The sequence below is a fragment of the Streptomyces sp. NPDC046215 genome (genome assembly GCF_040646215.1).
GTDB classification, from domain to species: domain Bacteria; phylum Actinomycetota; class Actinomycetes; order Streptomycetales; family Streptomycetaceae; genus Streptomyces; species Streptomyces stramineus.
Window position 1 is genome coordinate 1 of the sequence record NZ_JBEYZW010000062.1, and the last position, 13,471, is coordinate 13,471.

5 protein-coding genes, 1 tRNA gene and 1 rRNA gene are annotated in these 13,471 nt (G+C 70.6%); 6 read left to right on the forward strand and 1 reads right to left on the reverse strand.

Features of this window, described 5'->3' with window-relative positions:
• The 3 genes from rrf to ABZ951_RS23845 all read left to right on the forward strand — a co-directional run.
• A 5S ribosomal RNA gene (gene rrf / locus ABZ951_RS23835) occupies positions 1-91 on the forward strand; the annotation flags it as partial.
• A gap of 116 nt (positions 92-207) precedes the next feature.
• Complete coding sequence (locus tag ABZ951_RS23840; RefSeq protein ID WP_344090025.1) at positions 208-891, forward strand: DegT/DnrJ/EryC1/StrS family aminotransferase; 684 nt, start codon at positions 208-210, stop codon at positions 889-891.
• A 57-nt stretch (positions 892-948) separates the two neighbouring features.
• Positions 949-1,024 (forward strand) — tRNA-Thr (locus ABZ951_RS23845).
• A 64-nt stretch (positions 1,025-1,088) separates the two neighbouring features.
• Here ABZ951_RS23845 and ABZ951_RS23850 read toward each other — a convergent pair.
• Positions 1,089-3,746: a SpoIIE family protein phosphatase gene (locus ABZ951_RS23850; RefSeq protein ID WP_344090023.1), complete on the reverse strand. Its 2,658-nt coding sequence runs from the start codon at positions 3,744-3,746 to the stop codon at positions 1,089-1,091.
• A gap of 214 nt (positions 3,747-3,960) precedes the next feature.
• On the opposite strand from ABZ951_RS23850, the gene ABZ951_RS23855 reads away from it, so the two are divergent.
• From ABZ951_RS23855 to ABZ951_RS23865, 3 genes are all read left to right on the forward strand, one after another.
• Positions 3,961-9,477 carry a HAMP domain-containing protein gene (locus tag ABZ951_RS23855; RefSeq protein WP_344090021.1) on the forward strand — a complete coding sequence of 1,839 codons (5,517 nt, stop codon included), beginning with the start codon at positions 3,961-3,963 and terminating at the stop codon, positions 9,475-9,477.
• Positions 9,478-9,751: 274 nt separating this feature from the next.
• The gene (locus ABZ951_RS23860; protein WP_344090019.1) at positions 9,752-10,435 is read left to right on the forward strand and encodes a response regulator; all 684 of its coding nucleotides are present in this window, start codon (positions 9,752-9,754) and stop codon (positions 10,433-10,435) included.
• A 104-nt stretch (positions 10,436-10,539) separates the two neighbouring features.
• On the forward strand, positions 10,540-13,284 hold the full coding sequence (locus ABZ951_RS23865) for a DNA translocase FtsK (protein ID WP_344090017.1): 2,745 nt from the start codon (positions 10,540-10,542) through the stop codon (positions 13,282-13,284).
• Positions 13,285-13,471: the final 187 nt, after the last annotated feature.

Below are 13,471 nucleotides of genomic sequence, written 5' to 3' on the forward strand. Positions count from 1 at the left end.
GCCCGGTAACATTCCGAACCCGGAAGCTAAGCCTTTCAGCGCCGATGGTACTGCATGGGGGACCGTGTGGGAGAGTAGGACGCCGCCGAACAATTATTCAAAAAGCTCCGGTATCTGAACTTAGGTTCAGATACCGGAGCTTTTTTGTTTTCACGATGAACTGCACTGCGTCACTCTCCGTTAACGTTGCGCCGTCACCCTCCCCGTATGGGGACAGAGGAGATGCTGACAGCAGCGGGTATCGGCGCGGGCGACGAAGTCATCGTGCCCTCCTACGCCACGGCCGACGCCGCCGAAGCCGTCCGCCGGGCCGGCGCGCGGCCCGTGTTCGCCGACATCGACCCGTGGAGCCTCTGCCTCGACGCGGCCTCCGTGGCCGCGACCGTGTCCTTGCGCACCGCCGCCGTGCTGCCCGTCCACCTCTTCGGGCGCAGGGCCGACCTCCCCGCACTGCGCGCCGTGGCCGACAAGCGCGGACTCCTCGTCATCGAATACGAGCCCCTGGAGTCGGCCCACGAGGGCACCAGGCGCCGCCAAGAGGCCGCGGCCTACCTCAACGCGCGGCTCACCGGCCTGCTGACCCCCGCCGTCACACCGGGCACCGAGCACACCTACCGCTCGTACGTCGTGCGGGTACCCGGCAACGGGCGGCCCGACCGCGACGCCTTCGCCCGCGCCCTGCGGGCCCGCCGCGTACGGTGCCACGTACCCGTACAGACGCCCGTCCACCGCACGCCGGCCTTCCGGCGGGAGCTCTGGCTCGCCGAGACCGAACGGGCCGCCGACCAGTGCCTGGCCCTGCCCGTGGACGCGGGAACCCCCGAACGCGAACTGCACCGCATCGTCTCGGCGTGCAACGCGCTCGGCGGTCTGCTGAAGGTGCCGGCCTGAACCTCCCGCATGGTCAAAAGGACGTGCGAACGTCGGGTATGCTTTATCTCGTTGCTGGCCCCAATAGCTCAGTCGGCAGAGCGTCTCCATGGTAAGGAGAAGGTCTACGGTTCGATTCCGTATTGGGGCTCCACGAAGAAAGGCCCCCGCCTGACGGCGGGGGCCTTTCTCGTATCCGGACACTTCCCCGGCCCCGCTCACGCCTCCTGACGCTCGGGCACGCGCATCGCCAGAATGGCCATGTCGTCGGACGCGGGCTCCGCGGCGAACCGCTCGACGGCGCGGAGAATACGGGCGGCCACCGCACCGGCCGTCAGACCCGTACAGGTCGTCAGAACATCGCTCAGACCGTCGTCCCCGAGCATGCGGGACCCCTCCCGGCGCTCCGTGACACCGTCCGTCACACACAGCAGGACGTCGCCCGGCTCGAGGGTGACCGTCTGCTCGTACAGCTCCAGATCCTCCATGACGCCCAGCAGCGGCTGCGGATCCGCCGCCGCCTCGACGCTGCCGTCCGGCCGCAGCCGCAACGGCAGCGGGTGACCCGCGCAGACCACCTTCAGGACCGCGCTGCCGTCCTCCTGCGGCCACAGCTCGCCGTACAGGAGCGTCAGGAAGCGGCTGCGGGCCCCCTCGTCGAGAATGGCGGCATTGAGCCGCTCCAGGACCGCGGGACCGCCGTACCCCTCACGTGCGAGGAGACGCAGGGCATGCCGAGCGAGACCCGTCACCGCCGCCGCCTCCGGGCCCGTGCCGCAGACATCGCCGATGGCGAACCCGTACGCGCCGTCGCGGATCGGGAAGAGGTCGTAGAAATCACCGCCGACCTCGTTCCCCTCGCCCGCCGCCCGGTAGATGACGTCGACCTCGACGCCGGGGACGGTCGGCAGCTCCGGGGGCAGCAGGCTCCGCTGCAGGGACTGGCTGATGGCCGTGCGCTCGCTGTACAGACGGGCGTTGTCCAGGGCGAGCGCGGCCCGGCGGGAGAGATCCTCGGCCAGTTCCAGGATCTCCTGGCGGAAGTGGTCGTCCGTCGGCTTGCCGAGCGTCAGCATGCCGATGACGCGGTTGCGGGCCACCAGCGGCAGCACGACCGTCTCCCCGCCCACCGCCCCCGCCGTGGCCAGCGACGTCCCCGGGCCCACCGCGTGGTGGGTGCCCTCCGCGAGACCGAGACTGCGCAGCGAACTGCGGAGCGCCGCCGCGTGCGCCGCCTCCGCGGGCGCGGTCCAGACCCGTGCGCCGGGAGTGAGCACCGGCTCCGGCGGGGCCAGCCTGCCCAGCAGGGTCTTCACCCCGTCGATACGGTCCTCGTCCTCGTGCAGAACATACGACAGCTCGGGGTCGGACGCCGGATCCGCGACGGTGTACACAGCACACCAGGTGGCCAGGGTGGGGACCGTCATCTGGGCCATGAGGGCCAGCGTCTGGTCCCGGTCCAGGGTCCCGGCCAGCAGATCGGACGCCTCGACGAGGAAGGACAGCGAACCGCGGCGCAGCCGCTCGAGTTCGTTGAGGCGGGCCCGCTCCACGGCGAGAGCGATGCGGTCGGCGGCGAACTGGAGGCGCAGGGCCTCCTCGTTGCTGTACCGGCCGGCGGCCTCGGCGGCCACGCCCAGCGAGCCCGTCAGCCGGCCCTCCACCTTCAGGGGGACCGTGACGACCGAGCGCATGCCGGTGTCGGCCAGCAGGGGCACGGCGCCGGGAATCACGGCCAGGTCCTCGTGGACCGCGGGCATCCGGGCCGAGCCGTAACGGCCCGTGCCGGCCTCGACGGGGACCCGGGCGAATCGCTGGCGCGCGGACGGCAGGCCCGTCGACGCGCGGACCTCCAGCTCCGTCTCGTCGTCGGTTGCCAGCAGCAGATAGGCGGCGTCCCCGTCGAGCATGTCACGCGCCCGCTCGACCGTGCGCTGCAGCAAGCCGTCCAGATCGTCGGGGGCGGGCGAGCCGATGAAGACCTCGAACGGGTCGGTGGCGGTGCCCCGCTCGCCGCCGCCGTCCGTGACCGGGGAGCGCTGGAGGCTCTGGAGCACGGCGCGCTCGTCCTCGCGGACGAGCAGACAGACGGTGGAGGGAGCCCCGTCGGTGTCACGGACGCGCAGGTGCGAGGCGTAGACCGGGATGATGCGGCCGTCCGCTCCCCTTATGCCGTACGAGCCTTCCCAGCGGGAGAGCCGGAGCGCCTCCGCGATGCCCGTGGACGTGCCGGGGGTGTGCGGCCAGGCGGCGAAGTCGGCCAGGGGCTTGCCGGTGACCTGCTCCAGAGAGAAACCGAACATGGATTCGGCGTCATCATTCCAGGCGGTGATTCCCCCGGTGCGTTCGATCTGGATGACGGCGACCCGGACGCGGGCGTCCGCGACGGGCAGCGCCTCGGCGGGGAGGGCGGGACCGGCGGAGCGGGTGCCCGCGGGGCGGTCGGGCAGGTCGAGCTGGAACCAGACCTGCTTGTGGCTGGAGCTGTACTCGACGCCCCAGCGGCTGGCCAGGGCGGCACAGAGCAGCAGGCCGCGGCCGCCTTCCCGGTCGACGCCGCCGAGGCGGCGGGCGGTGCCCTGGAGGGGCAGCTCGCGGTCGGGGTAGCGGTCGGCGACCTCGACCCGGACCCCGTCGACGGTCCGCATGCACAGGACATCGGCGGCGGTGCCGGCGTGGACGACGGCGTTGGTGACGAGCTCGCTGGTCAGGACCACCGCGTCATCGATGATGTCGGGAAACCCCCACCCCTGGAGCGTGTCCCGTACGAAGGCCCGGGCGGAGGCTACCGAGCGTCCGACCGGCTCGAAGGTGGCGGCAGCCCGCGCGGTGATCACAGGTCTCCTCGTGTAGGTCTCGGCGATCTGCTCACCCATGTCGCAGCGCCCCTCCGTTGCCCCGGCCGGATGCCAGGTTACTTACCTTCACAGCACGGGCGGAGGCCGGTGCGTGCTGATTCCACCTTGGGAGTGCCCGCGGACCGTGTGCGATGCTGCCGAACTGTTATGGCCTGGTTGGGCCGGGGTGAAACACTGGGAAAGATTGCAGTGGAAGCCCGACGACGATGATCGACCCAGCGGGAGGGACACGGTGGAGTCTGGCGCAGCGGCGCGGGGCGTGAGCACGCGCGCGAAGGGCGGACGGTCCCGGGCCAATGGGACGACGGAAGTGGACACGGCGGCCCTGAACCGGCTGCTGTCGGCGCTCGCCGCGATGCGGGACGGGAACTTCCGTAAGCGGCTGACGGTGTCGGGCGACGGTGCGATGGCCGAGATCGCGGCCGTCTTCAACGAGGTCGCCGACCGCAACCTGCAGCTGACCGGCGAGCTGGCGCGGGTGCGCCGGGTGGTCGGACGTGAGGGAAAGCTCACGGAACGGCTGGAGGTGGGGGCCTGCGAGGGCGCCTGGGCGGCGGCCATCGACGCGTCGAACGCCCTGGTGGACGACCTGGTGCGGCCCGTGTCCGAGGTGGGCCGGGTGCTGTCCGCCGTGGCGGAGGGCGATCTCGAACAGCGGATGGACCTGCGCTCGCAGGGCGCGGACGGGGCGGCGCACCCGCTGCGGGGCGAGTTCCTCAAGGTCGGGCGCACGGTCAACGGGCTCGTCGACCAGCTGTCGGCGTTCACCGACGAGGTGACGCGCGTCGCCAGCGAGGTCGGGACCGAGGGCAAGCTGGGCGGGCAGGCCCGGGTGCGTGGAATGTCCGGCTCATGGAAGGACCTCACGGATTCCGTCAACACGATGGCGTCCCGGCTCACCGCCCAGGTGCGTGACATTGCTCTCGTGACGACGGCCGTCGCGAAGGGCGATCTCTCCCGCAAGGTCACGGTCCATGTGGCCGGGGAGATGCTGGAGCTGAAGAACACCGTCAACACGATGGTCGACCAGCTCTCCTCCTTCGCCTCCGAGGTCACGCGAGTGGCCCGGGAAGTGGGGACCGAGGGCGAGCTCGGCGGCCAGGCGCAGGTGCCCGGGGTCGCGGGGGTCTGGAAGGACCTCACTGACTCGGTGAACCTGATGGCCGGCAACCTCACCGCCCAGGTGCGCGGCATCGCGCAGGTCACCACGGCGGTCGCCAACGGCGACCTGTCGCAGAAGGTGACGGTCAGCGCGCGCGGCGAGGTCGCGCAGCTGGCCGAGACGATCAACCAGATGACGGAGACCCTGCGGACCTTCGCCGACGAGGTCACGCGGGTGGCCAGCGAAGTCGGCGCCGAGGGTCTGCTGGGCGGCCAGGCGCAGGTCCCGGGCGCCGCGGGGACGTGGAAGGACCTCACCGACTCGGTGAACACCGCCTTCCGCAACGTCACCACGCAGGTGCGGGACATCGCCCAGGTGACGACGGCGGTCGCCAACGGCGACCTCGGCCAGAAGGTCACCGTCGACGTGTCCGGCGAAATGCTGGAGCTGAAGAACACCGTCAACACCATGGTCGACCAGCTCTCCGCCTTCGGTGCCGAGGTGACGCGGGTGGCGCGGGAGATCGGTGTCGAGGGTGAGCTGGGCGGCCAGGCGGCCGTGCCGGGCGCCGCGGGGACGTGGAAGGACCTCACCGACTCGGTGAACACCGCCTTCCGCAACCTCACCGGCCAGGTCCGCAACATCGCGCAGGTCACCACGGCGGTCGCCAACGGCGACCTGTCGCAGAAGGTCACCGTCGACGTGTCCGGCGAGATGCTGCAGCTGAAGAACACCGTCAACACCATGGTGGATCAGCTGTCCTCGTTCGCCGACCAGGTCACGCGGATGGCGCGCGACGTGGGCACGGAGGGCCGGCTGGGCGGCCAGGCCCGGGTGGACGGGGTCAGCGGCACCTGGAAGGAGCTGACCGACTCGGTCAACTTCATGGCCGGCAACCTCACCTCGCAGGTTCGCCAGATCGCCCAGGTGACGACGGCGGTGGCGCGCGGTGATCTGTCGCAGAAGATCGATGTGGATGCCCGGGGCGAGATCCTGGAGCTGAAGAACACCATCAACACGATGGTCGACCAGCTCTCGGCCTTCGCTGACCAGGTCACCCGCGTCGCCCGCGAGGTGGGCACCGACGGGCGGCTGGGCGGCCAGGCACAGGTGCCCGGCGTGGCCGGTGTCTGGCGCGACCTGACCGACTCCGTGAACGGCATGGCGGGGAACCTGACCGCGCAGGTCCGCAACATCGCCCAGGTCGCCACCGCGGTGGCGCGCGGTGATCTGTCGCAGAAGATCGATGTGGATGCCCGGGGCGAGATCCTGGAGCTGAAGAACACCCTCAACACGATGGTGGATCAGCTGTCCTCGTTCGCCGACCAGGTCACGCGGGTCGCCCGCGAGGTCGGCACCGAGGGCATCCTGGGCGGTCAGGCGGAGGTGCAGGGTGTCTCCGGCACCTGGAAGGACCTCACCCAGTCCGTCAACTTCATGGCCAACAACCTGACTTCGCAGGTCCGCAACATCGCCGAGGTGACGACGGCGGTCGCCAAGGGCGACCTGTCGAAGAAGATCACCGTCGACGCCAAGGGCGAGATCCTCGAGCTCGTCACCACCGTGAACACCATGGTGGACCAGCTGTCCGACTTCGCCGAGCAGGTGAACCGGGTCGCCCGCGACGTGGGAACCGAGGGCCAGCTGGGCGGTCAGGCACGGGTGCGGGACGTCACCGGCATCTGGAAGGACCTCAGCGACAACGTCAACCTGATGGCCAACAACCTGACCAGCCAGGTCCGCAACATCTCGCAGGTCGCGAGCGCGGTCGCCAACGGCGACCTCACCAAGAAGGTGACCGTCGAGGCGCGCGGCGAGGTCGCGCAGCTCGCCGACACCGTCAACACCATGGTGACGACCTTGTCGTCCTTCGCCGACGAGGTCACGCGCGTGGCCCGCGAGGTGGGTACCGACGGCATCCTCGGCGGGCAGGCCAGGGTTCTGGGCGTGAGCGGCACCTGGAAGGACCTCACCGAGTCGGTCAACTCGATGGCGTCCAACCTCACCGGCCAGGTCCGCAACATCGCGATGGTGACCACCGCCATCGCCCAGGGCGACCTCACCAAGAAGATCGACATCGATGCGCGCGGCGAGATCCTCCAGCTGAAGACCACCATCAACACGATGGTCGACCAGCTGTCCTCGTTCGCCGACCAGGTGACCCGCGTGGCCCGCGAGGTGGGCACCGAGGGCCAGCTGGGCGGGCAGGCGCGGGTGCGCGACGTGGACGGCACCTGGCGCGACCTCACCGAGTCGGTCAACGAGATGGCCGGCAACCTGACCCGTCAGGTCCGGGCCATCGCCGAGGTCGCCACGGCCGTGACCCGCGGCGACCTCAACCTCAAGATCGACGTGGACGCGGCCGGCGAGATCCTGGAGCTCCAGGACAACATCAACACGATGATCGCCAACCTGCGGGAGACGACGCTCGCCAACAAGGAGCAGGACTGGCTCAAGGGCAACCTTGCCCGCATCTCCGGGCTGATGCAGGGCCGGCGGGATCTGGAGGACGTCGCCGGCCTGATCATGAGCGAGCTGACGCCGGTGGTCTCCGCGCAGCACGGCGCGTTCTTCCTGGCCATGCCCACGGCCGCCCAGGGCGCCGAGACCGACGACGACGCGTACGAGCTGCGCATGCTCGGCTCCTACGGCTACTCGATGGGCTCGATGCCCACGTCGTTCAGCCCGGGGGAGACCCTCATCGGCACGGCGGCCCAGGAGAAGCGCACGATCCTCGTGGAGAACGTGCCACCGGGCTATCTGAAGATCGCGTCCGGGCTCGGGGAGGCGCCCCCGGCCCATGTCATCGTGCTGCCGGTGCTCTTCGAGGGACAGATCCTCGGTGTGATCGAGCTGGCGTCGTTCCAGCCGTTCGCGCAGATCCAGAAGGACTTCCTCAACCAGATCGCCGAGATGATCGGCACGAGCGTCAACACCATCAGCGTCAACACCAAGACGGAGGTACTTCTCAAGCAGTCGCAGGAGCTCACCGAGCAACTGCGCGAGCGGTCCGCGGAGTTGGAGAACCGGCAGAAGGCACTGGAGATCTCCAACGCCGAGCTGGAGGAGAAGTCCGAGCGCCTCGCCCGGCAGAACCGCGACATCGAGGTCAAGAACACCGAGATCGAAGAGGCCCGGCAGGTGCTGGAGGAGCGCGCCGAGCAGCTCGCTGTCTCGATGCGCTACAAGTCCGAGTTCCTCGCGAACATGTCGCACGAGCTGCGCACCCCGCTCAACTCGCTGCTGATCCTGGCGAAGTTGCTCGCGGACAACGCCGAGGGCAATCTCTCGCCCAAGCAGGTCGAGTTCGCCGAGACGATCCACGGCGCGGGCTCCGACCTGCTCCAGCTGATCAACGACATCCTGGACCTGTCGAAGGTCGAGGCGGGCAAGATGGACGTCAGCCCGACGCGGATCGCCCTGGTCCAGCTCGTCGACTATGTGGAGGCCACCTTCCGGCCCCTGACGGCGGAGAAGGGACTCGACTTCTCCGTACGCGTCTCCCCGGAGCTCCCGGCGACGCTGCACACCGACGAGCAGCGGCTGCTCCAGGTCCTGCGCAACCTCCTGTCCAACGCGGTGAAGTTCACCGACACCGGCGCCGTCGAGCTGGTCATCCGCCCGGCCGGCGGCGATGTGCCGGACGGCATCCGGGAGCAGCTGCTGGAGGCCGGTTCGCTGCGCGACGCGGACGGCGACGTGATCGCCTTCTCGGTCACGGACACCGGCATCGGCATCGCGGCCAGCAAGATGAGGGTGATCTTCGAGGCCTTCAAGCAGGCCGACGGCACGACCAGCCGCAAGTACGGCGGCACCGGGCTCGGGCTGTCCATCAGCCGGGAGATCGCCCGGCTGCTCGGCGGCGAGATCGACGCGGCGAGCGAGCCCGGGCGGGGCTCCACCTTCACCCTGTACCTCCCGCTCAACGCCGGTGAGCTGCCGCCCCAGGGCTATCCGCAGCTCGCGCCCGGCGGCCACGGCGTCGCCGGGCCGGAGACGGCGGGCGGCGCGGGCCATGTCGAGCACGGTGGCGAGTACGCCTCCGAGGGGCGGGCGGCGGAGGTGCCGGCGCGCGGGGCCGCGGGGCTGTTCCTGCGCCGCCAGCGGGCCGCGCAGGCGGCGAGCCAGTGGCCGGCCCTGCCCGGCCCGGCCTTCGGCGCACCGGCCGCGGAGTCGTCGGCGCCGCAGGAGGGTACCTGGGCCGGCGAGCTCGCCGGTAACGGAGAGCAACCGTCTGCCAACGGATTCGGCACCGGTTTCAAGGGGGGCTTCCGCGGCGAGAAGGTGCTGATCGTCGACGACGACATCCGCAATGTCTTCGCGCTGACGAGCGTGCTGGAGCAGCACGGGCTCTCGGTGCTCTACGCGGAGAACGGCCGCGAGGGGATCGAGGTCCTGGAGCAGCACGACGACGTCGCGGTCGTCCTGATGGACATCATGATGCCGGAGATGGACGGCTACGCCACGACGGCCGCGATCCGCAGGATGCCGCAGTTCGCGGGGCTGCCCATCATCGCGCTCACGGCCAAGGCGATGAAGGGCGACCGGGAGAAGAGCATCGACGCCGGAGCGTCCGACTACGTCACCAAACCGGTCGACACGGATCAGCTCCTGACGTTGATGGAGCAGTGGATGCGCGCCGAGTGATGGATGACCGGAAGGTTCCTGACCATCTGTTGACTGACTGTGGCCGGAGACGTGTGGGAGCGCGGGATTCGGGGAACCTTCTGGTCTCCCACTACGTTTCTGCTACGTGCACAGTGACATCGCGGTGACAGGGTGTGGCGACCGGCAGGGTGCGGCTACCATGACCGGCACAAGGACGGGCGGCGCAAGGGAGTCGTCCCCTGGGGCGGCGCCCGGTGCCTCCCCCGGCTCTGCGAGCTGGGGAGACCCCAAGCCGGGACGAGGAGGACGGGGCATGGTTCAGAAGGCCAAGATCCTCCTGGTCGATGACCGGCCGGAAAATCTGCTGGCGCTGGAGGCGATCCTCTCGGCGCTCGATCAGACACTGGTACGGGCATCGTCAGGGGAGGAAGCGCTCAAGGCGCTGCTGACGGACGATTTCGCGGTCATCCTGCTGGACGTCCAGATGCCGGGCATGGACGGCTTCGAGACCGCCGCGCACATCAAGCGGCGGGAGCGGACGCGGGACATCCCGATCATCTTCCTCACGGCCATCAACCACGGCCCGCACCACACCTTCCGCGGCTACGCGGCGGGCGCGGTCGACTACATCTCCAAGCCGTTCGACCCCTGGGTGCTGCGCGCCAAGGTCTCGGTGTTCGTCGAGCTGTATATGAAGAACTGCCAGCTGCGGGAGCAGGCCGCCCTGTTGCGGCTCCAACTGGAGAGCGGGCAGGGGCGCTCCGGCGCGGCCGCCGCCCAGGAGCCCGCGGGGCTGCTCGCCGAGCTCTCCGCCCGGCTCGCCGCCGTCGAGGAGCAGGCCGAGGCGCTCACCAAGCAGCTGGACGAATCAGCGGACGCCGCGGCCGTCGCCACCGCCGCCCACCTGGAGCGCAAACTCACCGGGCTGCGGCGGGCGCTGGACGCCCTGGAGCCCGGGGCGGGCAGCGGCGCCAGCCCGCTTCCCTCGCAGAGCTGAGTCTCTGACGTCGCGTCACCCTTGGTATCACGGGAGCGCGACACGAATGGGTGAAGGCAAGGGCGCAGGTGTCCCACGCGCCCGACGGCGGTAATCTCGGCTCCATGGCCTCACGTACGTCCGGCAAGGGTTCCCAGAGCACGGCGGGCACCTCGAAGCAGCGCGCCGGACGCCCCGGGAGCGCCGCCAAGAAGACCGCCGCGAAGAAGGCGCCGCCGAAGCCCGCCAACCGCGCGCCCGCCCGCCGGGCTCCCGCCAGGAAGCCCGCCGCCAAGGCGGCGCCCAAGCGGGCCCCCGCGGTACCCGGCGGTGTGCGCCGCGTCGGACGCGGCATCGCCCATGGCGTGGGCGCGCTCTTCCGCGGCGTCGGGCGCGGCGCCAAGGGTCTGGACCCCGCGCACCGCAAGGACGGGCTGGCGCTGCTCCTCCTGGGCCTCGCCCTCATCGTCGCGGCCGGCACCTGGTCCAGCCTTGAGGGCCCGGTCGGGGAGCTGGTGACGATGCTTGTCACCGGTGCCTTCGGCCGCCTCGACCTGGTGGTGCCGGTCCTGCTCGGCACCATCGCGATCCGGCTCTTCCGCCACCCCGAGCGGCCCGAGGCCAACGGCAGGATCGTCATCGGCCTGTCCGCGCTGGTGGTCGGCGTCCTCGGGCAGGTCCACGTGGCCTGCGGGTCGCCCGGCCGCGGCGACGGCTCGCAGGCCCTGCAGGACGCCGGCGGGCTGATCGGCTGGGCCGCCGCCAAGCCGCTGGTCTTCACGGTCGGCGAGGTGCTGGCCGTGCCGCTGCTCGTGCTGCTGACGATCTTCGGGCTGCTGGTGGTCACGGCCACCCCGGTCAACACCATCCCCCAGCGGCTGCGTCAGCTGGGCATCCGGCTGGGGCTGATCGAACCGCTCCCGGAGGAGTACGACCCGCAGGCGGAGTACGACGACGAGTGGCGTGAAGCGCCCGCCAGGCGCCCCCGGCGCGCTTCCGCGCACCCGGACGCCGACGGCGGCCCGGGCACGGCGGACGCCGAGGAAGAGGCGCCCAGCAAGCGCCGCAAGCCGCGCCGGGCGGCCCCCGTACAGCCCCCCGGGGGCCGGGAGCCGGACGCGGTGGACATGGCGGCCGCCGCGGCCGCGTCCCTCGACGGCGCCGTGCTGCACGGCGTGCCCCCGACCCCGCTGGTCGCCGGGCTCAGCAGCGGCATCTCCACCGAGAGCGGCAAGCCGGGCGCCGTGCCGACCGCGCGCGGCGCCGACCGGGAGGTGACACAGCCGCTGGCAGGAGTGCCGGACCTCACCAAGGGCGTCCCGGACCTCACCCGGCCCGCCCCCGAGGCGACGGGGGGCCTGCCCGCACGGGCCGAGCAGCTCCAGCTGTCGGGTGACATCACCTACGCGCTGCCGTCCCTCGACCTGCTGGAGCGCGGTGGCCCGGGCAAGGCCCGCAGCGCCGCCAACGACGCCATAGTCGCCTCACTGACGAACGTGTTCGCGGAGTTCAAGGTGGACGCGGCGGTCACCGGCTTCACCCGCGGTCCGACGGTCACCCGGTACGAGGTGGAGCTGGGGCCGGCCGTCAAGGTCGAGCGGATCACGGCCCTCGCCAAGAACATCGCCTACGCCGTGGCCAGCCCGGACGTCCGGATCATCAGCCCGATCCCCGGCAAGTCGGCCGTCGGCATCGAGATCCCGAACACCGACCGCGAGATGGTCAACCTCGGTGACGTGCTGCGGCTGGCGGACGCGGCGGGGGACGAGCACCCGATGCTCGTCGCCCTCGGCAAGGACGTCGAGGGCGGCTATGTGATGGCCAACCTGACGAAGATGCCGCACATCCTCGTCGCCGGAGCCACCGGTTCCGGAAAGTCGTCCTGCATCAACTGCCTGATCACCTCCGTCATGGTCCGGGCCACCCCCGACGACGTGCGGATGGTGCTCGTCGACCCCAAGCGCGTGGAGCTGACGGCCTACGAGGGCATCCCGCACCTGATCACGCCGATCATCACCAACCCCAAGCGCGCCGCCGAGGCCCTGCAGTGGGTCGTCCGCGAGATGGACCTGCGCTACGACGACCTGGCGGCCTTCGGCTTCCGGCACATCGACGACTTCAACGCGGCCGTGCGGGCCGGCAAGGTCAAGCCGCCGGAGGGCAGCGGGCGCGAGCTCTCGCCGTACCCGTACCTGCTCGTCATCGTGGACGAGCTGGCGGACCTGATGATGGTGGCCCCGCGGGACGTCGAGGACTCCATCGTCCGCATCACCCAGCTCGCGCGCGCCGCCGGCATCCACCTCGTGCTCGCCACCCAGCGCCCGTCCGTCGACGTCGTCACCGGCCTGATCAAGGCGAACGTCCCCTCGCGGCTCGCCTTCGCGACGTCCTCGCTCGCCGACAGCCGGGTCATCCTCGACCAGCCGGGCGCCGAGAAGCTGATCGGCAAGGGCGACAGCCTCTTCCTGCCGATGGGAGCGGGCAAGCCGGTGCGCATGCAGGGCGCGTTCGTGACGGAGGCCGAAGTCGCCACCGTCGTCCAGCACTGCAAGGACCAGATGGCGCCCGTCTTCCGCGACGACGTCACGGTCGGCACGGCCAAGAAGAAGGAGATCGACGAGGACATCGGCGACGACCTGGACCTGCTGTGCCAGGCGGCCGAGCTGGTCGTCTCCACCCAGTTCGGGTCGACCTCGATGCTGCAGCGGAAACTGCGTGTGGGATTCGCCAAGGCGGGAAGACTCATGGACCTGATGGAGTCGCGCAACATCGTGGGCCCGAGCGAGGGCTCCAAGGCCCGCGATGTGCTGGTCAAGCCCGACGAGCTGGACGCCGTGCTCGCGGTGATCCGCGGGGACGCCCAGCCGTAGGGCGGGCCGGGAGACGTCCGGGGGTCCTCAGCGCCTCGGGGACCCCCGGCACCCCCGGGACCCCTGGGATCCCGGAAAACTGAGAAAAGATGCCTGGTCACACCGTTTCTCCCGGCGCCCCGCCGAGTTGAGGAGAGAGGGGGCGGGCCGATGTCCCACCGTCGGCGCCGCAGAATCATCTGATGGC